Origin of the sequence: Dorea sp. BIOML-A1 (genome assembly GCF_009875615.1) — a bacterium.
In the GTDB taxonomy this organism is placed as follows: Bacteria; Bacillota; Clostridia; order Lachnospirales; family Lachnospiraceae; genus Dorea_A; species Dorea_A amylophila.
Genome location: NZ_WWSA01000019.1, coordinates 36220 through 57787 on the forward strand (window position 1 = coordinate 36220; position 21568 = coordinate 57787).

General features: G+C 43.5%; 20 protein-coding genes and 1 riboswitch. Of the genes, 3 read left to right on the forward strand and 17 right to left on the reverse strand.

The genetic code is table 11. The features are described from left to right. Positions 1 to 218: 218 nt before the first annotated feature. Entirely contained in the window at positions 219 to 1466 is a 1248-nt protein-coding gene (locus GT508_RS08790; RefSeq protein WP_161144053.1) for a transglutaminase domain-containing protein, read from the reverse strand. 158 nt (positions 1467 to 1624) lie between these two features. Between GT508_RS08790 and GT508_RS08795 the strand changes: the two genes are divergently transcribed. Further along, complete coding sequence (locus GT508_RS08795; RefSeq protein WP_161144054.1) at positions 1625 to 2890, forward strand: peptidoglycan-binding domain-containing protein; 1266 nt, start codon at positions 1625 to 1627, stop codon at positions 2888 to 2890. Positions 2891 to 3018: 128 nt separating this feature from the next. Here GT508_RS08795 and GT508_RS08800 read toward each other — a convergent pair whose 3' ends face one another. The 16 genes from GT508_RS08800 to GT508_RS08875 form a co-directional block, all read right to left on the reverse strand. Continuing rightward, complete coding sequence (locus GT508_RS08800; protein ID WP_161144055.1) at positions 3019 to 3453, reverse strand: flavodoxin family protein; 435 nt, start codon at positions 3451 to 3453, stop codon at positions 3019 to 3021. Between the two features lie 276 nt (positions 3454 to 3729). Continuing rightward, positions 3730 to 4767 (reverse strand): RIP metalloprotease RseP, encoded by a 1038-nt coding sequence (gene rseP, locus GT508_RS08805; protein ID WP_161144056.1) that lies wholly within the window; start codon positions 4765 to 4767, stop codon positions 3730 to 3732. Between the two features lie 8 nt (positions 4768 to 4775). Further along, complete coding sequence (locus GT508_RS08810) at positions 4776 to 5918, reverse strand: 1-deoxy-D-xylulose-5-phosphate reductoisomerase (RefSeq protein WP_117598063.1); 1143 nt, start codon at positions 5916 to 5918, stop codon at positions 4776 to 4778. A gap of 9 nt (positions 5919 to 5927) precedes the next feature. After that, a complete protein-coding gene (locus GT508_RS08815) occupies positions 5928 to 6734 on the reverse strand; it encodes a phosphatidate cytidylyltransferase (RefSeq protein WP_161144057.1) in 807 nt (268 codons plus the stop codon). Next, a complete protein-coding gene (locus GT508_RS08820; protein WP_117598065.1) occupies positions 6727 to 7449 on the reverse strand; it encodes an isoprenyl transferase in 723 nt (240 codons plus the stop codon). Before GT508_RS08820 ends, GT508_RS08815 begins: the two co-directional genes overlap by 8 nt. A 149-nt stretch (positions 7450 to 7598) precedes the next feature. Beyond that, a complete protein-coding gene (frr, locus tag GT508_RS08825; RefSeq protein WP_028086241.1) occupies positions 7599 to 8150 on the reverse strand; it encodes a ribosome recycling factor in 552 nt (183 codons plus the stop codon). A gap of 39 nt (positions 8151 to 8189) precedes the next feature. Continuing rightward, complete coding sequence (gene pyrH, locus GT508_RS08830) at positions 8190 to 8885, reverse strand: UMP kinase (protein WP_161144058.1); 696 nt, start codon at positions 8883 to 8885, stop codon at positions 8190 to 8192. 129 nt (positions 8886 to 9014) lie between these two features. Continuing rightward, on the reverse strand, positions 9015 to 9593 hold the full coding sequence (locus tag GT508_RS08835; protein WP_028086240.1) for a xanthine phosphoribosyltransferase: 579 nt from the start codon (positions 9591 to 9593) through the stop codon (positions 9015 to 9017). 100 nt (positions 9594 to 9693) lie between these two features. Further along, positions 9694 to 11982 (reverse strand): xanthine dehydrogenase family protein molybdopterin-binding subunit, encoded by a 2289-nt coding sequence (locus GT508_RS08840; protein WP_161144059.1) that lies wholly within the window; start codon positions 11980 to 11982, stop codon positions 9694 to 9696. Beyond that, a complete protein-coding gene (locus GT508_RS08845; RefSeq protein ID WP_161144060.1) occupies positions 11979 to 12446 on the reverse strand; it encodes a (2Fe-2S)-binding protein in 468 nt (155 codons plus the stop codon). The genes GT508_RS08840 and GT508_RS08845 overlap by 4 nt, the downstream gene beginning before the upstream one ends. Positions 12447 to 12449: 3 nt before the next feature. Further along, on the reverse strand, positions 12450 to 13262 hold the full coding sequence (locus GT508_RS08850; RefSeq protein ID WP_022415574.1) for an FAD binding domain-containing protein: 813 nt from the start codon (positions 13260 to 13262) through the stop codon (positions 12450 to 12452). Positions 13263 to 13351: 89 nt separating this feature from the next. Further along, complete coding sequence (locus GT508_RS08855) at positions 13352 to 13774, reverse strand: 4Fe-4S dicluster domain-containing protein (protein WP_117598067.1); 423 nt, start codon at positions 13772 to 13774, stop codon at positions 13352 to 13354. Continuing rightward, a complete protein-coding gene (locus tag GT508_RS08860) occupies positions 13771 to 15849 on the reverse strand; it encodes a molybdopterin-containing oxidoreductase family protein (RefSeq protein WP_161144061.1) in 2079 nt (692 codons plus the stop codon). Before GT508_RS08860 ends, GT508_RS08855 begins: the two co-directional genes overlap by 4 nt. 69 nt (positions 15850 to 15918) lie before the next feature. Continuing rightward, complete coding sequence (locus GT508_RS08865; RefSeq protein WP_161144062.1) at positions 15919 to 17265, reverse strand: MATE family efflux transporter; 1347 nt, start codon at positions 17263 to 17265, stop codon at positions 15919 to 15921. A 156-nt stretch (positions 17266 to 17421) separates the two neighbouring features. Beyond that, on the reverse strand, positions 17422 to 17952 hold the full coding sequence (gene lepB / locus GT508_RS08870) for a signal peptidase I (RefSeq protein ID WP_161144064.1): 531 nt from the start codon (positions 17950 to 17952) through the stop codon (positions 17422 to 17424). A 144-nt stretch (positions 17953 to 18096) separates the two neighbouring features. Continuing rightward, a complete protein-coding gene (locus GT508_RS08875) occupies positions 18097 to 18726 on the reverse strand; it encodes a DUF1810 domain-containing protein (RefSeq protein ID WP_138376964.1) in 630 nt (209 codons plus the stop codon). A gap of 162 nt (positions 18727 to 18888) precedes the next feature. Continuing rightward, a riboswitch (TPP riboswitch) is annotated at positions 18889 to 18999 on the forward strand. Positions 19000 to 19097: 98 nt separating this feature from the next. Here GT508_RS08875 and thiW point away from each other — a divergent pair. Together thiW and thiC are read left to right on the forward strand one after the other, a co-directional pair. Next, positions 19098 to 19625 carry an energy coupling factor transporter S component ThiW gene (gene thiW, locus GT508_RS08880; protein WP_161144063.1) on the forward strand — a complete coding sequence of 176 codons (528 nt, stop codon included), beginning with the start codon at positions 19098 to 19100 and terminating at the stop codon, positions 19623 to 19625. Positions 19626 to 19832: 207 nt separating this feature from the next. Next, positions 19833 to 21143: a phosphomethylpyrimidine synthase ThiC gene (gene thiC / locus GT508_RS08885; protein WP_022415567.1), complete on the forward strand. Its 1311-nt coding sequence runs from the start codon at positions 19833 to 19835 to the stop codon at positions 21141 to 21143. Positions 21144 to 21568 lie beyond the last annotated feature (425 nt).

Sequence of the window (21568 nt, forward strand, 5' to 3'; positions counted from 1 at the left end):
GAAGCCATTCCGCCGTCCCTCAGGTATATTCCTATATTTGGGCAAAAAAAATTCGTTGTAACAAGGAATTTTTTCTTAAAAATATAGAACAAAAGGCAGTTTGTGCAAGCACAAAACTGCCCTGTTTTGATCCATCGGTACCAGACAATTTATGTCTTCACAAATTGTAAAAATTATACTACATAATCCGAGGATTTTCAACGGATATTTTTGTTTTTTTATGAATACTGCCAAAATATTACAATCTTGTGTAATCTCGGATCATCGATGTACTGGTACTTCACCTGTGATAACCCATAGTAGTCTGCCAGATTCTGCGCTGCTTTTGCAAGTTCTTTCTGGAAAATGTCATCATGCGCCTGTTGATAAACCGCATTGTCAGAGAACTTGAAAGTGGTCGCACTTTTCTTCGTCCAGATTGTCTGGTTCATGGCTCCCAATGCCTGTTCCGCATCATACTGCGTGTAATACATTCCATTTACCACATAATAATTGCAATCCATCTTGCTGCACTCCGGCATCTGCGTGTCTTTATCCAGGATATGTGTCTGGAACAGCTGTGTATCATCACAGCACATGTAATCATAACTGATATTTGTCTTATTCCCGGAAGTGTCTGTTTCTTGATTTGTATCCCGGGATATATCCTCGCCTTCTTCCTGCTGAAACACCGGATCTCCCCAGGTTGTGTCAACGTAATAATAATCGCCGTTGCACTTCACCAGATTCCATGCATGGTTTCCGCCTTCTGTCGTCTTTCCTGTCACATAAGTACAGAACACACCAAGTTGTTCCAGTAAGTATTGCGTTGCCTTTGAATATCCGGCACATACGGATTGCCTGTTGACAAATATGCTGTAAATGTTCTGGTTATCCGGTGCACTCTCGTCATAGTCCACTTCATCTACGATTTTTTCATACACATAGAGAATTTTTTGATACTCATCTGCGTCAGCATCCAGACCTGCCAGCCACTTTGCTGCCGCCTGCGTAATCTCTGTCTGCATCGTCTGGCTTTCCTTAGCTGTATAAAAATATTTTGGTTTCAGAACCGTATAGCTTTCCGTTCCCTTATGCGTTGTAGCTGTCGCTGTTCCATCACACCAGAAGATATCCGGTTGATCTTTCATCAGCTTCCGGAATATCTGATTCGTCTCATCCGCATCTGTATCATGTACATATATCTCCTCTGTGTGATTTCTGACACCTTCCAGGATTTCCCGATAAACTTGCTTCTGTTCTTCCGGCAATTGCCGGTAATAGTATTTTTCTGTGTTCTCTTCTGCCGTTTTGGATACTTTCTGATAAGGAATCGCTTCCTGTTTATTGGAAATAAATTGTTCCATATCTATGTATCCGATTCGCTCTGCTGCCGCGATTCCTATGAGTAAGATGCATATCAGAATCAGGATGAGCGTTTTCTTTTTTCTTCTTTTTCTATATATTCGCAAATGTCTTCTTTTCATGCTCTGTTTTTCGCTCCTGTTTCTATCATTCTTATGATTTCCTGCATAATGTAGGAATACTTTATTATACCGGTTTCTTTCTCTTTCCGCAATTCTCACATTTTTCTTACTTTTGCATACTCTGTCAGTAACAGAGTCTTAAAAGAGGTCCTATTATTATGAATGGAGCGACTCCAACCACTCAGGATACTCCTGATAAAGGCCGTCTGCAGATCAATCTTGTCTCCGACATCACTGCATATCCGATTCAGGGAGCCCGGATTTCCATCTCCTACACCGGTATCCCGGAAACTCCTTTAGAGCAGCTTACTACCGACAGTTCCGGACATACCGATATGATCGATCTTTCCGCACCACCGCTGGAATACAGCCTGGACCCGGAAAATGAGATCCAGCCGTATTCAGAATACACCTTACAAATATCTGCTGCCGGATATGAATCCGTCAGCATTGCCGGAACAGAGATTCTGCCCCACGTAACAGCCCTGCAGAATGTCAGCATGAAACCCGTCGATAACCAGGAAGAAAATGAAGCTATGTTCGTCATACCCGCTCATACATTATATGCCACATACCCACCCAAGATTCCAGAGGATGAGATCAAGCCAACCATCGAATCCGGTGAGATTGTCTTAAGTCGTGTCGTCGTTCCTGAATATATTGTTGTCCACGATGGAAGCCCGCGGGATTCTACCGCAAGAAATTATTACGTAAAGTATAAAGACTATATCAAAAATGTGGCTTCCAGCGAAATCTATGCTACCTGGCCTGAAGATACGATCCGGGCAAATGTTCTGGCGATCATGTCCTTCACACTGAACCGTGTGTATACAGAATGGTACCGGAACAAAGGATATGATTTCACGATTACCTCATCCACCGCTTTTGACCATAAATGGATTCCCGAACGGAATATCTATGATACGATCTCTGTGATCGTTGATGAATTGTTTGCCGATTATCTTTCCAGACCGAATGTGAAGCAGCCGATACTGACACAGTATTGTGACGGGCGGCAGGTGCAGTGTCCGAACTGGATGACACAATGGGGATCCAAATCATTAGGCGATCAGGGCTACTCTCCTATCGAAATCCTACGCTATTATTATGGTGATGACATGTACATCAACACCGCCGAAGCCATCTCCGGCATTCCGTCCTCCTGGCCTGGTTATACTCTGAAGATTGGCTCATCCGGCAACAAAGTCCGGCAGATGCAGGAGCAGTTGAATGTGATTGCCGGTGCTTATCCGGCTATTCCAAAGATCACTGCTGACGGTATCTATGGACCGGCAACTGCCGAAGCTGTCCGGGTATTTCAAAAAGTCTTTGGACTGCCTCAGACCGGAGAAGTGGATTATACGACCTGGTATAAGATATCGGAGATATATGTGGGGGTATCGCGGATTGCGGAATTGAACTGACAACCATTTTCCCCACATGGGAAAATGCTAACTTTGAGTTCTACGTCACCTAATGCTTTAAAAAGGCATGAAAAAAATGTCCATTCATTTTTCGCATGCCTTTTGATTATATAATCTGAATTTTTCAATTAGTGTAATCCTTTTACGAAGTCCACTGCATTTTTCATATCCTCTTCATCTGGATGCCCTTTAGCAATACCGCCAACCAGTTTAAATGGACCGAATGTGTCATACCCTTTACAGCCAAATTTTCCAACCACACTGGCATGTTTTTTATTCAAAATCTGTTCTATAGATTTAAAATTTGCACTTCCACCATAAGTACAGATCAGAAATACCTTTTTGTCGGCTGATAAATTCTCCTCAGAAAATTTTAATATTGACCGGTGGAATTTTGAATAATAGATTCCTGATGCGAACCCAATCATATCATAATCATTTAAATCTGCGTTCATTTGTTTTATAGCATCTATCAAATCCACCTGACATTCTTCTACTATCCTTTTTACTAATTTTTCCGTATTTCCATGATGCACAGATGTGTATACAATCGCTTTTCTCATTTTTCTTCCTTTCTGCTCCGTCAATCCATTCACCAGATACCTGTTCATAAAAAAGGCAGTGATTTTCACTTGCAGCTTTTAATTGATGCAATAAGTCTTCATCTGTCATTTTCCCAACTATATATTTTACTGCAACATGCGCAGCCAAGCGCACAGAAAATCGGAAAGATCTCCTTTTTGATTTCTTTCCGATTTAAAAACAAAATTATAAAAATAATAGTAATTATTTCACCAAATCTGCAACGCAAATCTTAAGATCATCAATAATGATTTCTTCTATCCCCCAAAGAATATCCGATGCACATCATTAAACATCACAAACACCATAAGCGCCATCAACAGCACGATCCCTGCGAAATGTACATACCCTTCTTTCTCCGGCGGCACACGCTTTCCTCTGATTGCTTCGATGATCAGGAACACCAGTCGTCCCCCATCCAGTGCCGGAAGCGGCAGAAGGTTCATCACACCAAGGTTCGCCGACAGCAGAATTGCCAGATTCAGCATCTCTACAATGACGACAAACAGACCATAGGAACGGCTCTGCTTATAGGTGGTATCTACCGTATTAACAATTCCGACCGGTCCGGAAAGTTCGTTCACTCCGATCTGTCTGGTCACTAACATCTTCAGACTGTCCAATGTCGTGCAGATCCAGAATTTCACTTCATAGCCGCCATATTTGACCGCCGTCAGTGCATTGGCTTTGGTATAACCGGAACTGCCGATTCCGAGTCTCTTATATCCCAGTTCTTTGTCCATCTTCGGAGTCAGTGTAACGGTCTTTTCTTTTCCGTTTCTCAGCACAGTGACAACCACGTCTTCATCAGAGTGAAACTGATTATAAAAACTGACTTCACGGAAAATGTGGATCTTTTTATCCCCCATCTGCACGATCTCGTCACCTTTTTTCAAACCAGCTTCCGCTGCCGGATATCCGGATTCCACTGCCCCGATTACCGGCTTATCGTAACCAACCATTGCCGTTATGATCACTGCAAAGATAAAAGCCAGAATAAAGTTAAACACAGGCCCTGCCGCTATGACTGAGATTCGCGCCCATACGGATTTATTATTAAAGTTATTCGGCGAATCATTCGCCTCTTCATCTTCCCCCATCGCACAGAACCCTCCGATTGGAAGGATACGTACGGCGTATCTGGTCCCTTTATATTCTTTTGAATAAATTGCCGGTCCCATTCCTATAGCAAACTCATCTACATCAATTCCATTTTTCTTCGCCAGTAAGAAATGCCCCAGCTCATGAAAAAATACGATGAAGCTGAATAACAAGATTGCTAATATAATTCCCAAATTTCTAATTACCTCCTGCTGTTGATTCTTTCATAGGTCGCTGCTTCTGTCTCCAGAATCTGTTCCAATGTTGGATTTTCAATATTTTTGTGTGCCTTCATACAGTCTTCGATGATCTCCGTGATCTCCAGATACTTGATTTCTCTGTTCAGGAACTTGCTTACCGCAAGTTCATTTGCTGCATTGAATACAGTCGGAAGGCTTCCGCCCTTTCTTCCTGCTTCGTATGCAAGCTCCAGTCCATAGAATGTATCTGTATCCGGCTTCTCAAATTCCAGTTTTCCCAATGTCCAGAAGTCTACTCTGTCCCCCGGGAGGAATCTTCTCTCCGGATAATATAATGCATACTGGATTGGAAGCTTCATATCCGGTGTTCCAAGCTCTGCAATGATCGCACCATCTACATACTCTACCATAGAATGAATAATACTCTGTGGCTGTACTACAACCTGCACCCGATCCACATCTACATCAAATAACCATTTGGCTTCGATGACTTCGAGACCTTTGTTGACCATTGTAGAGGAATCAATTGTGATCTTACGTCCCATTGACCAGTTTGGATGCTTCAATGCATCTTCCACCTTGATTTCCATCAGTTCTTCTGATTTTTTCCCACGGAACGGACCGCCGGATGCGGTCAGAAGAATCTTATGAACTGCCCCGTGACGATTGCCCTGTAATGACTGGAAAATGGCGCTATGCTCACTGTCTACCGGGAGAATCGATACTCCCATCTTTTTTGCCAGCGGCATAATGATATGTCCTGCCGTTACCAACGTCTCTTTATTGGCAAGCGCAATATCTTTTCCTGCCTTGATTGCTTCAATTGTAGGACGGATACCGATCATACCGACAACCGCTGTCACAAGAATCTCTGTATCATTCATGGTTGCGACTTCCAGAAGTCCATCCATGCCTGCCACGATCTGCGTGTCCGTATCTGCTACATTCACACGTAATTCCTCTGCTTTTTCTTCTGACCATACAGCCACGATCTGCGGATGGAATTCACGGATCTGTTCTTCCAGCACCTTAATATTACTTCCGGCTGCCAGTCCAAGCACTTCAATATCGCCGTTCTCTCTGACCACTTCCAGCGTTTGTGTCCCGATAGAACCAGTGGAACCTAAAATTGCTATCTTTTTCATATGAACCTCCTACAATCTGCCTGCAAGAAATGTTGCAAGATAATAAATGATCGGCGCCGTAAAGATAACACTGTCAAATCTGTCAAGAATTCCGCCATGTCCCGGAATCAGTTTTCCATAATCTTTGATATCATGATTACGTTTGATCGCAGAAGCTGCAAGATCACCAATCTGTGAGATCATTCCTCCAACTCCACAGATAATTGCATACTGTCCCGGATTCACACTTGCTCCTGTAATCTTATTCGCTGCAAGAGCAAAGATTGCCCCTAGAAGAGCTGCTCCTACGATTCCACCGATTCCACCTTCTACAGATTTCTTCGGGCTTAACTTCGGTGCCATCTTATGCTTTCCAAGAAGCATACCTACGCAGTACGCGCAAGTATCGCATCCCCAGGAGCTCAAAAAGATAAGCCATACTGCAACAGCTCCGTCATCCAGCATTCTTGTCTGGTATACATAAGACAGCATCACTGCAACATAAAATACACCAAAGAATACCGTCATCACCTGCTCTGCTTTAAATACCGGAAATGAAAATACATATACCGCCATCAGTACGACCAGAAATACAATCGTAAGAAATGTCACATACTGCATCTGTCCGGTATATAAGATTCCGTAATATACAACGGCTGCCAGATAACCGGTAAAACCTAATATCTTGCTCTGCACATCCACAACTTTATAAAGTTCCGACAATCCGATCAGACTGATCAGTGCCAGAAAACCGAACAACAATCCGCCACCGGTTCCAACTGTTGCTATTAAGATAATGACCAAAACAATCCCACTTAATAATCTTGTCTTAAACATTCTGTTCTTCTTCCTCCTTCACACCGCCGTAACGTCTGTCGCGGTGATTATACTGTTCAATCGCCTTTTCCAGTTCTTCTTTACTGAAATCCGGCCATGGAACATCTGTAAAATAAAACTCTGTATACGCCAGCTGCCATAACAGATAATTGGAAAGTCTGAGTTCCCCGCTTGTGCGGATCATCAGATCCGGATCCGGAATTCCCTTTGTATCCAGATATTGTTCAAATGTCTGTTCTTCAATCTCTTCCGGATTCACTTTTCCATCTATACAATCCTTTGCAAGCTTCCGGATTGCACGGACCATCTCATCACGGCTTCCATAATTGATCGCAATCTGGAAATTCAGACCGCTATTATTCTTCGTTGCCTCTTCCAGTTCCAGAATTCTCTTCTGAATATCTTCATCCAGTCTGGTGATATCTCCAATCACACGGACCTTCATATCATTCTTTGCTGCTGTCTTCAGACATGTCTTCATATAATTACGTAAAAGCTTCATCAATGCATTGACTTCATCATCCGGACGGTTCCAGTTTTCTGTAGAAAATGCATAGACAGTCAAGTACTTAATCCCCATTCTCCATGCTTCCTCACAGATACGCTCTACATTCTTACTACCCTGTGCGTGACCATAATTCCGGGGCATTCCCTTTGCCTTAGCCCAACGGCCATTTCCATCCAATATGATTGCAACATGCTTTGGTACATTCATATGATTATTTCCTCCTACTAACACATTCGAACTTATGTAACCCAAAAACTTTTTAGTGCTCTTCAGTCATACAAGAACAGAGGGGACAGTTCCAGATTCTCTGGATCTTATCCCCTTCTTATTCTATACCTTTTTATCTGTTGCAGATCTTATACTGTCATAACCTCTTTTGATTTTGATTCTACAGCTTTATCCACTTCTTTTACATATTTATCTGTCAGTTTCTGCAGATCATCTTCCATGTCCTTGATCTCATCTTCTGAGACATCTGTTCCTTTTAATTTCTTAGCTGCATCAATTCCGTCACGACGGATATTACGGATTGCAACTTTTGCAGCTTCCCCTTTTTTCTTAACATCTTTAACCAGTTCTTTTCTACGATCCTCTGTAAGTTCCGGGAAGAGAAGACGTACAGTTGTTCCGTCATTGGTAGGATTGATTCCGAGATCAGAAGTCATAATTGCTTTCTCGATCTCTCTTACCATGCTTTTCTCCCATGGCTGGATCTGGATCATACGCGCTTCCGGTACAGATACGTTAGCCACCTGCTGGATTGGTGTCGGTGTTCCATAATAGTCTACTACAATTTTATTTAACACATTTGGATTCGCACGTCCTGCACGGATTGCTGAAAGTTCTCCGTCCAGATTTCCAATTGTTTTTTTCATCTTTTCCTCAAATGTTTTTAATCTTTCATTCATAGCGTGATCTCCTTTTATCGCAATAATCCATTATAATACTTATACAGTTACTTTTGTTCCTGTAAATGTTCCCTTCATCGTCTCAACAATGCTGTTCTCTTCATTCAGTCCGAATACCAGCATCGGCATCTTATTCTCCAGACACATAATAGATGCTGTCAGGTCTACAGCCATCAGCTTCTTATCAATAATTTCCTGAATAGAAATCTCGTCATATTTCTTTGCTTCCGGATTAACCTTCGGATCGCTGTCATAAATCCCGTCAATTGCTTTTGCAAGAAGCATAGCATCTGCTTCAATCTCAATTGCTTTTAAAACCGCACCAGTATCTGTCGAGAAGTATGGATGTCCTGTTCCACCTGCGAAGAACACAACTTTTCCTTCATTCAGTGCTTCTACTGCCGCATCTTTAGAAAACAATGTAGTAAATGCGCCACACACAAATGGTGTAAATACTTCTGTCTTCATTCCTGCATAACGGAAAATATCAGATACATAAATACAGTTCATAACTGTTGCCAGCATCCCGATCTGGTCTGCTTTAACACGGTCTATCGTCTCGCTGGTTCTTCCTCTCCAGAAGTTACCACCACCTGTTACAATCGCAACCTGTACCCCATCATCTACAAGCTGCTTTACCTGTTTTGCAACACCCATACAGGTAGCTTCATCAAATCCTGTCTTTTTATCGCCTGCGAGAGCTTCCCCGCTGAGTTTTAACAATACTCTTTTCATAAGTTCTTACTCCTTACTATAAGTTCTCTTTATGCATTCACATACTTATCATAAAGTATAGCATAGGAATAAAAAAAAGGGAATATGAAACCCTCACATTCCCTTAAAAAATCCTTTGAATTTTAGCTGTTAATTACGGAAAACGACTTCCCCTGTCTTCTCATCCATACTTTCTACGATTGCCAGAGACTCCAGATGAATTCCTTTGGAGCGGATGATATCTCCACCAACCTGAAATCCTTTCTCGATTACAACACCAGCTCCGACCAGCTCGGCTCCTGACTTTTTAACCAGTTCTGCCAGTCCCTCCAGTGCTTTCCCGTTAGCAAGGAAATCATCAATCAGAAGAACCTTATCTCCTTTTCCAAGAAATTCTCTGGAAACGATAATATCGTAAACTCTTCCGTGTGTGAATGATTCTACCTTTGTTGTATATACATCCCCTGCAATATTCTTTGTCTGTGTCTTCTTTGCAAATACAACCGGTACATCAAATACTTCAGCCGCAACACATGCGATTCCGATCCCAGAAGCTTCGATTGTAAGAATCTTCGTAATCTCCTCACCTTCAAATCTTCTCTTGAATTCCTTCCCGATTTCCTGAAATAGCTTTACATCCATCTGATGATTGAGAAAGCTGTCCACCTTTAAGACGTTGCCTTCTTTTATCTTTCCATCCTTGCGGATTCTGTCTTTTAATAACTGCATCTTAGCGGCCTCCACATATTTTTCTAAACGTTACCCCATATTGTAATGACTTTTCGTTCTGATTGCAAGTCATTTATACATATATTTTTTAATATATGATCTATTTTATATCTTCCTTCTCAAAAACTCCCATTGCGATCTGCTCACTGGTAATCGGAAGTTCCTTAAACCAGATTCCTGTCGCATTGGCAATTGCATGTGCAAGTGCCGGTGCAGGAGTATTAATTACGATCTCTCCGATGGATTTTGCTCCGAACGGTCCCGTCGGCTCAAAACTGCTTTCAAATTCCACCTGGATGTTTCCCATATCTCTTCTGGACGGGATCTTGTACTGCATGAAAGAATTATTCAACATGGTTCCTTTGTCATTGTACTGGATGTTCTCATAAAGCGTCATGCCAATTCCCTGTACCAGACCACCTTCGGTCTGTACTCTTGCAAGATTTGGATTCACTACTGTTCCGCAGTCCACAACCGCTTTATAATCCAATATCTCCACATGACCGGTCTCTTTGTCCAGTTCAATCTCCACAGCTCCTGCCATGAATGGCGGCGGTGATGTCGGTGAACTGTTACTTTCTGTCGCTTCCAGTGCACAGCCATTTCCACACATTGATTTCGTACCAATATCTATCAGTGATACAGACTTCCGTACTTTTGGCCATTCTACACGGTCGCTTGCAAATTCCAGTTCTTCCACCGGTGCATCCAGCATACCGGATGCAATCTCAAGAATTCTGGCGATCAGTTTCTGGCAGGCTTTTTCTACCGCTTTTCCTGTTACATATGTCGTACTTGACGCATAAGATCCCGAATCGTATGGAGACGAATCCGTATCTGCTCCGAGGACTTCTATATTTTCCACCGGACAATCCAGGCATTCTGCCGCCATCTGTGCAAGGATCGTATCACATCCGGTACCCATATCTGCCGCTGCGATCATCAGAGTATAGAATCCATCATCATTCATCTTAATGGTTGCAGATCCTACATCGACACCGGAGATTCCGGAACCCTGCATAGCCATTGCGATTCCCACACTTCTGACTTTGCCGTTTCCCATATCTTTGTATGGATATTTATCTTTCCATCCGATCAGCTCCGCAGTCCGTTCAAGGCAACGGTCAAGTGCACAGCTCTTCGCCGTCTCACCGTAATATGCCGGCATAACGTCGCCTTCTCTTACCATGTTCTTAAGACGAATCTCCACAGGATCCATATGAAGTCTCTGCGCCATCTCATTTACCGCAGATTCCACCGCAAAGATTCCCTGTGTTGCTCCATATCCGCGGTACGCTCCTGCTGCCATGTGATTTGTATAGACAACATCATATGCAAAACGGTGTGCTTCTGCAGAACTATATAAAGGAATGGATTTGTGTCCCGATAATCCGACTGTTGTCGGACCGTGATCTCCATATGCCCCTGTATTTGACAGTGTATACACATCAATCGCACGGATTTTTCCTTCTCTGGATGCACCAAGACGTACATGAACTTCCATCTCATGTCTTGGAGACGATGCAATCTGTGATTCTTCTCTCGTAAAGATCATCTTCGATGCTTTCCCGGTCTTCCATGTAACAAATGCTGGGAATAATTCAGCCACAACCGACTGTTTTGCACCAAATCCTCCTCCGATCCTTGGCTTACTGACACGGATCCTGGATTTCGGAATTCCAAGTGCATTGGAAATGATTCGTCTTACATGATATACGATCTGCGTGGAACTTAAAATATTCATTCTTCCATAAGCATCCATAAAGCAAGTGGTACGGAATGTCTCCATCATGGCCTGCTGCGCAGCCCTGACGTGATAAGTTCCTTCTACGACCTCATCACAATCTGCCAGCACTGCATCCACATCTCCGTCTTCCGTAGAATCGCTTGCACAGAGATTTCTCTTATTATCGGCGCCTACCTTGCAGAGTGCTTTCCAGTTATCTTCCGGATGTACCAGAACATCACCATCTTTTGCCATATGAAAATCCAGAACTGCCGGAAGCACTTCGTATTCCACCTTCAGCATCTTTAACGCTTTATCCACACATGCCTCATTCTCACCTGCAACGATTGCCACCGGATCTCCCACATATCTGACATGCCGGTCCAGGATCAGCCGGTCATATGGGCTGAACTCCGGGTAGGTCTGTCCTGCTGTTGTAAATCTTTCCTGCGGCACATCTTCCCATGTGTAAACGTCTTCAATCCCCGGCACTCTTTTTGCCACATCTGTCTTTACTGATTTTACGATCGCATTGGCATGCGGGCTTCGGAGTACCTTTACGATCAGGCAGTCCTTTGGAGCAAGATCATCCATGAATACCGGTTTTCCTGTCACCAGTGCCATTGCGTCTTTTTTTCTTATCGGTTGTCCGACTGCTTTCATGATCTTTCTCCTTTCTTTCTGTATTCGATAAATGCTTCCATTGCACGAAGCTGTCCTTCATATCCGGAACATCTGCAAAGATTTCCCGCAAGATATGCCTTGATCTCTTCTCTTGTCGGCTCCGGATTCTCGCAGAACATGGCAATTGCATTCATGATCATTCCCGGATTGCAGAAACCGCACTGTTCTGCACCCTGATCTGCAACAAATGCACCGAATTCTTTTGCTTCTTCCTGAAGTCCTTCTAACGTATCCACCTTGCATCCGTCAACCCTTGCTGTCAGCATAGAACAGGACAATACCGGTTTATCATCTACGAATACCGTACACAGACCACAATTGGACGTCTCACATCCACGTTTTACACTATAACATCCATGATCTCTGACAAAATCGATCAGAAGCTGATCGCTGGATATTTCCGCTTCTCTCATTGTCCCATTTAAAAGAATCTTTACTTTCATATCCTACTGATCTCCTCCTTTTGTATTCAGTGCTTCCAATGTCCTGCGGATCAGAACATATGCCAGACGGCTTCTGTATTCTTTGCCGGCGCGCATATTACTGTCCGTCTTCACCTGTGAAGCAATGCATTCTGCCTCTTTCTTCATCTCTTCTTCAGTACAGACACCGCTCCATACTTTTTCTCTGACTGCTTCTGTCAGTTCCAGTCGGACCGCCTTCTGCGGTCTTGCACCGATACATACGCATCCATTTTCAGCATTTACTGAAACCGCACATGTCAATACCGGAAAATCTGTCTTGGAATTTCTATGTGCCAAATAAATCATATTTCTCTGATCCTTTTTTACAATGACTCTGACTAAAATGTCATTGTCTCTTTTCATCTGCGCAAATTCCTGTAATGGAACAATCCCTCCTTTATACAGTTCTACGTAACTGTCCATTGCAAGAAACACCGTCAGTACATCCGAAAATCCATAGCGTCCGAATATACTTCCACCAATCGTTGCAAGGTTCCGGAACTGTACGCCGACAATATCACTGACCGCATCTTTTACTGCGCCTTCACACCACTGGTTCAATCTTTCATGACATTCCAGTTCACGGAGTGTCGTCATACATCCGATCCGGAATTCTTCTTCCGTCTCTTCGATCTGATTCAGACCAAGTCCGGACAGATCAATCGCTTTCTGTACATTCCGGTTCGACATCTTAAGCCACAACATGCCGCCCAGAATGCAGTTCGTCCTCTTCTGGTTCAGTTCATATGCCTGTTCCAGACTTTCTGCCTTCACATATTCCTTGATTTTTAACATACGCCTTTATCCTTATCTCTCTTTACTTAGCTTTATCCAGTTTCATCTATTCTTACTTTTATCAGTCTCACCTTTTTATCTATTCGTCTTTATTCCAGTGTGATCGCACCGGGAAAACAGACTCTGACGCAGGCAGGTTCCCGCCCTTCCCTGATTCTTTCAATACACCCGTCACACTTTTCCATTTTTCCGTCCTTGTCAAAATGGATCACGTCTTTCGGGCAGACCTTTTCGCAGGCATGACATCCAATACATTTTTCTTTGTCTGTCAGTACAAATCCAGTCTTCGGATCTTTGTAAATTGCCTGCACCGGACAGGCTTTGATACAGATACCGCAGTGATCACAGCCCGGACAGATATTCTTTTCAAACTGATTTTTCACTACCTTTTTGACCGTCCGATGGCTCTTTGCATCTACATCTTCCACATCATGGTGTGCATCCAGACAGGCTATATGACAGGCATAACAGCCGACACATTTATCCGGATCAAATTTTAATCGGTAACTCATGCCTTCACCTCGCCTTTTTCTTTCTCGATTTTACAGAAATAACTTTTATATCCCGGGAATCCTGAAATTGGATCCAGATAATTTCTGTCTATCAGATCATTTGCCTCACCCTTTGCATTGCCATGATAGACGTGTACAATTCCCGGCTGGCTGTTCAGGTAAACCGCCGCAATTCCGCAGATACTTCCCACCGGGGAAGATACCCTCACCATGTCACCATCTGCAATATCATACTTTTTCGCATCTTCCGGATGGATCTCTACCAGTGTTGCCTTTTCAAGTCCTGCAAGCCACGGTACCCGGTATGTTCTTGCATGGAAAAGCTGTGGTTTTCTGGAACCGGTATTCAGAATCAGTGGATATGCTTCCCTGTCCATGCCTGACACCTCACGGAAATCTCTGTATTCCGGAAGTCCGGAATATCCGTGGCTGTCTTTGTAACGTTCGAGTATCTGTGATACAAATTCCACCTTACCGGATGGTGTATGAAAGCCTTCTTTTTCATATTTCTTAAATGCCGGCGGAATGATCACACGTCCTTTTACCCCTTCCGGATGCGCCCGCAATTCCTCCAGTGTGACACCGGATGGCTCCAGAATATATTCCATATATTTCTCATAGCCATGTTCCAATGCTTCATCATGTAACTGCATGGCACGAAGCATGCCGATCATGATCTCAATATCATTCTTCGCCTCTCCGATCGATTCGATTGCTTTTTCTGACAGGAAGAACATTCCTCCCCGTCCATTCAGCACAACATCTCGTTCAAAGGAAGACGCTGCCGGAAGAACCAGGTCTGCCATCTTGCTTGAATCCGAGAAAAACAGATCTACATTCACATAAAAGTCCAGCGCTTTTAATGCTTTCTGAAAATGCTCCGGCTCCGGCCACATTCTGTGGTTCAGGCCGAATCCCACCACAGCTTTCAACGGATATGGTTCTTCCTTCAGAATATAATCTGCAATTCTTGTACACTGCGCTTCCTCACACGGGAGATCAAACCATGCCGGAAAATCTTTCTCACCAATGGCTTCTATCGTATCCAGCCGTTTTACTTTTCCATATTCATTGCAAGGAGACACCGGACCCGGTCTTGACGGATTGCCACCCGGAATATCATAGTTGCCGGTAAGTGCGATCAGACACATCACTGCCCGGTAATTCTGCATTCCATTAATATTATGTACAACTGGAGACGCTGAAAACATTATGCCAGCCGGGCCGTTAGACGCATACATTCTGGCAGCCTCACGGATCAGTTCTTTATCTACACCGGTGATCTTCTCTGCTTTTTCCGGCGGAAACTGATTCACATACGCCTGATACTCCTCAAAACCATATACATATGTTTCTACAAATTCTTTATCATACAGCCCTTCTTCTATGATCACCTGTGCCATAGACAGCGCAAGTGCCCCGTCCGTTCCCGGCAGAAGTTTCAAGTGGATATCCGCTGCCTGTGTCGTTACGGTCTCTCTTGGATCTACGGCTATGATCTTCGCCCCACGTGCTTTTAACGACTGATAAGGTCTTGCCATTCCCACATTGGAATGATACAGATTGTTACTCCATACGAGAACCGTCTGTGCATGCATCAGATCCGGAAAGCAGATGTCATTTCCATAAATAGATCTCCATGCCATTGCCGCCGACTGAAAACAGGTACTGGATTCCGTACAGTAATTCGGAGACCCGTAAGCATTGGCAAGCCGCAGAAGTGCCGGTCTGTACCATTTCGGATATCCCGCATAAAATACTGCCGCCTGCGGACCATATTCTTTTTTGATCCTGAGAAGATTCTCTGCAATCATCCGATACGCTTCATCCCAGGATATGCGTTCAAATTCCCCGCTGCCTTTTTTCCCGATCCGTTTCATCGGATACAGAATCCTGTCTTTGTTATAAACATACTGCCTGGAAGCAGCTCCTTTAGAACATAATCCTCCACTCTGCCCCGGAAGATCCCGGCTGCCTTCTACCGACACAAGCGTTCCTTCTTCTACATAAGCATCGATCGGACATCCCGCTGAACAGATATTACAGCGGACTTTTTTTATTACTCTTTGATTCATGCTGTTTCACCCATCAATGTTTCTATGTTTATTCGTACATTTTATTATAACAAGTTGCTTTTCAGTTTTCTATCTATTTTTCAAATTTCTGTCTTTCTTTCCTTTCATGATCTCAAAGTACATAATAAGAAGAAGTGTTCCCGCCAGCACCCATGCCGCCGGAGATGCCAGACAGATTCCCATATAGCTGCCAAAATGTGATGCAATCAGCGCTGCACCGCTCCGTCCGACAAGTTCTGCAATCCCCGCTGTCATCGGAAGCAGTCCATATCCCATTCCCTGAATTCCGTTTCTATACAAATTAACAATAACAAGAGGCAGGAATGACACGCTTACACACCTCAAATAAATATCCACATATTCCATGATCTGATTTACATTCTCTGATACAAAGAATATCGTCATATATTTTCCGACAAAGAAAATAATCACACCTGTCACAACCGCATAAATAAATCCAATCAATGTTGCACTCTTAAATCCTTTACGGATTCTCGTATATTTCCCTGCGCCCATATTCTGTGCACAGTAAGTCGCCATCGTTGTACCAAGCGCAACGTAGGCCTGCGTAAACACCTGCTCGATCTTGCTTGCTGCCGCAAATCCGGCTGCAGCTGTAGAACCGAGGATATTCAGGCAAGACTGTACAACAATCGTTCCTATCGCCGTGATGGAATACTGAAATGCCATCGGAAGTCCGATCTTCAGCTGCCATCCGGCCAGATTCTTATCTATTTCCCAGTCTTCTCTATGAAGATACAGTGCGGGAACCTTCTTTGCAATATATAGCAGACACAGGATTCCCGAAATTCCCTGTGCGATCACTGTCGCATAGGCTGCCCCTGCCGCTCCCATTCTAAATACAATGATAAACACCAGATCCAGCACAATATTCAAAAGTGCTGCAATCACAAGAAAATAAAGCGGACGCTTACTATCGCCCAGTGCCCTTAATACACTTGCAAGATAATTGTAAAGTGCCTGTGCCACAATCCCGCCGCAAATGACCATAATATATCCGTAAGCTTCTCCATACATGTCTGACGGTGTATTCATCAAATGCAGCACCTTCGCCATACTGATCATGCTCAGCAATGTAAGAATAACGGTTACGATCCCTGTAAGTACCGCACCGGATGCCACAGACTTCTTCATCGCCTTCATGTTTCCGGCTCCGAAGTGCTGTGCTGTAACAACCGTAAATCCCGCCGTAACTCCCTGCAGGAAGCCAATGATCAGAAATACCAGTGTTCCACATGCTCCTACCGCCGCCAGTGCCGCATTACCGACAAATTTCCCGACGATCACCGTATCTGCCATATTATAAAACTGCTGAAAAATATTACCGATAAAGATCGGCATTGTAAAATTGAAAATGATCTTCCCTGGAGTGCCGGCCGTCATATCTTTTTCCATCCTGTTTTCCTCCTTTTCCGTCATCTGTGTATATCGCTATCTTTCATCTTCAAGCTGCCTTCTATGTGTTTACGTTAAGAAAAGACCCTGATATCGCTTCAGAGCCTTTTCTCGCAAAACTTTATTCATTATATAAAACACGGAAAACAATTGCAACTATTTTTCTGCAGATTTATTTACAAATCCAACTTTATTAAGCGGCCAGTACCGGAATCCTGCTTTGGCCAGAATTGCCTCTTTCTTTACATACGTGTTATCCCAGTATCTGGAATCCAGACTATTGTTCCGGTTATCCCCCATTACAAAATAACTATCTTCCGGAACTTCATAAGGTCCGAAGCTTCCTGCCATCTCTTCCGGGCAGAAGCTTACCGCCTGTGTCTGCTCTTTTCCATCAATGTAAATCTTCCCGTCTTTCACGGTAACCGTCTCTCCTGGCAGTCCGATCACGCGCTTGATAAAAATCTTGGACGGATCATCTGGATATTTGAAGATTACAATGTCATATCTCTCCGGGTTATCCTTTATATATGCCAGACGGTTTCCCAGTACACGGTCCCCCTTCATGATCGTATCCTGCATGGATTCCGACGGAATCACGGCATTGATATACACCAGTTTGTTCATTGCAAATACAACACAGAATATGATCAGAAATGTTTTCAGATAATCCCATACAGCCGCCATACCGGTCAGTTCTTCTTTCTCTTCTTTTCTTTTCTTCTTGGTCTCTTTTTTCTCGTCTCTGTCTTTCACCTGAAACTCCCCTTTATTACTTATTATTACCCGTCTTATTTACTTATCGTCTTCTGAAACGGCTCCCTGATCTGTTTACATCTTAATCATGACTCCGTCCGGACTGACTGCAACTTCGCTCCCCTCAACAATCTCTTTCCGGTAAAGTTCTGCATCCGGAATCTCTAACTGGATCTCTTCTTCACTTTTCAGCTTCAGAAGGGTTACTTTAGCCATTGGTTCTACCCCGTCCGGTCTTCCTTCACATCCAAAATCCGGTTCATCAATTTTCATTACCAGATATCCCATATCCAAAATATCTACCGTCTGTGCATCCGGCTGATTATCATAAAATTTATCCAGAACTTTTAAGAACACCTCATTCTCCTTCGTTGCCAGTGCAAATAATGTCATGGAAGAACGGAGTTTCAAATCATCCGGCCATCCCATCACCTGCGTAGCATCGTTCGATTCCAGTGAAAGCAGTGTTTCTGAGATTTCTCTTAAATGCGCACCTGTTACCGGATTTTCTATATATTCCTTTGCTTCTTCATAGTTCTCAATAGCGTAGTACATTGCAGTACCACTACTGCCAAGTCCCTGTATCTGTGGGAAAATATACCACATCCAGCAGTTTCTCTTATGTCCGCTCTTGATTTCTGCAAGAGCCGTCTTATAATCAGAATCCTGTGCTTTTATAAACCTTGCCAAATTATTCTCTCTCATTCTTCTGAGCCTCCAGTTCACACATCTGTGCTTTAAAGCAACATATTCATTTACAACATCTTTCTATATATTACCATAATTTTCTATCACATGTATATAAAATTTCTCATTCTCTCTTGCTATCTGATATTGACTACGCTATAATAATCCGTGAACAAAGTTCATATTAACAGGGGGAGCTGGAGAAAACCGGCTGAGAGGAAGCGTAATTCCGTTTCGACCCTTTACCTGATTTGGATAATGCCAACGGAGGGATTCATACCATGTATTGATTTGACAGAGATGCCCCCGCATCTCTTCTTTTTTTACTTTTTGTACCCTCCATCTGCTTTATGAATGAAGGGTATTTTTTATGAAAGGAATGTTTATTTATGACACACACAACTCTATCATCAGACTCTTCACGGACAAGACGACTGGCTCTTGCCGGTGTATTTACGGCTCTTGCCATTGTCGGAAGTTTCTTAAGCTTTCCGGTTGCAGGCAGTAAATGTGCACCTGTACAGCATATTATTAATATCCTGGCAGCAGTCACATTAGGGCCCTGGTACAGTGTAGGAATTGCATTCTGTGCCAGCCTGTTACGAAATCTGTTTGGTCTTGGCAGCATGATGGCTTTTCCCGGAAGTATGGTTGGAGCACTTTGCTGTGGACTTGTATACTCCATTTGCCACAAGCTCAGCCTGACTTGTCTTGCAGAGGCACTCGGCACAGGAATTCTTGGCGGCCTGGCTGCTTATCCTGTTGCAGTATATATTATGGGAATCACTCCTGCCGGAATCTTCGTCTATGTAGTTCCATTTCTGATTTCTACTATTGCAGGAAGCATTCTTGCATTTCTGCTGATTACAGCGCTGAACAAAAGCGGCGTAATGGCTATGATAAAAACGACTCGTTAAGAGTTGTTTAGAAACGGTACATTGGGGACACCACCTTGTACCGCATACACAAGTATCAGATTTCCCATCTGATATAGGCGTCAGTAATTTCATAGTTCTTTTATGAACCTCAGATCTGTGTAGAGAAATGTTTTCCTGCATCGAAATCTGTGTGTTTTTGCTGACGCATTATAACCTTATATTTAATTTTTTAACGGAGGCAAACACATGAGAAATTACACAACACAGATGGATGCTGCAAGAAAAGGAATTGTCACTCCTGAAATTGAGATTGTAGCAAAAAAAGAAAACATGACAACAGAAGCACTTATGAAACTTGTTGCTGAAGGCAAGGTTGCAATCTGTGCCAACAAGAATCACACCAGCCTTGATCCGGAGGGTGTCGGAAGCATGCTCCGTACCAAGATCAATGTAAACCTTGGTGTATCCCGCGACTGTAAGGATTACAATATTGAAATGGAAAAAGTTATGAGCGCTGTAAATCTTGGTGCTGAAGCCATCATGGATTTATCGAGCCACGGTAACACACAGCCATTCCGCCAGAAACTGACACATGAATGTCCTGCTATGATCGGTACTGTTCCTGTATACGACAGTGTCATCCACTATCAGAGAGATCTTGCAACTCTGACTGCGCAGGACTTCATCGACGTTGTCCGTCTTCACGCAGAAGATGGTGTGGACTTTGTCACACTTCACTGCGGAATTACACGTAAAACGATTGAACAGATAAAAAAACACAAACGTAAAATGAATATTGTAAGCCGTGGCGGAAGTCTTGTATTTGCATGGATGTGTATGACCGGAGAAGAAAATCCTTTCTACGAACACTATGATGAGATTCTTGATATCTGCGAAGAATATGATGTTACTATCTCCCTTGGTGATGCATGCCGCCCTGGATGTCTGGCTGATGCTACCGATGTATGCCAGATTGAAGAACTGGTGCGTCTTGGAGAACTTACAAAACGTGCATGGGACCACAATGTACAGGTAATGGTAGAAGGACCGGGACATGTACCGCTTGATCAGGTTGCTGCCAACATGAAAGTACAGCAGAGTATCTGCATGGGTGCTCCGTTCTATGTACTTGGCCCTCTTGTTACGGATATTGCTCCAGGTTACGATCACATCACATCCGCTATCGGTGGTGCAGTTGCTGCTATGAATGGTGCTGCATTCTTATGTTATGTAACACCTGCAGAACATCTGGCGCTTCCTAATGTAGATGACGTAAAACAGGGGATCATTGCTTCCAAGATTGCTGCCCATGCTGCCGACATCGCCAAAGGTGTTCCCGGAGCACGTGATATTGATGATAAAATGGCTGAAGCACGTCAGAAACTTGACTGGGACGCACAGTATGCCTGTGCATTAGACCCTGAAACAGCCAAAGCCATCCGTGACAGCCGAAGCCCGGAAGATGATCATAGTGATACCTGCAGTATGTGTGGAAAATTCTGTGCAGTCAGAAGTATGAATAAAGCTTTGGCCGGAGAATATATTGATATTCTGTAATTCTTGGGATTTAATTTATTAACGGGGAAGCGACCTCTCAGTCCTTGAAGGAAACAATAGATAAGGCTTCTTGTTCAGGTTCCATACCATAAGAAACACTAAGAGAGTCAGAACCACCTAAAAGCAAAGGAACTACGCTCAAACTCGGCGTTCGCCTCAAACACGTTCGCTTCGTTCCTTTAACGGTGATTCTGACTCTCTAACTGTTTCTAACAGCATTCCACATTCACAATAATCCTTATCTATTGTTTCCTTCAAGTCGTGACTGGCTACGGATGCTAATAAATGAAATATCCGGAAGTGTAACCCGGTGGAAGCCACTACGATTACGCATTTGCCATTTCATTCGTAAGGCATTCGACACCCACGGAATAAAAAGTAGAAAGCCGTTCCAGTGAATGTGAAGAAGGTGTTGGAAATAGTTA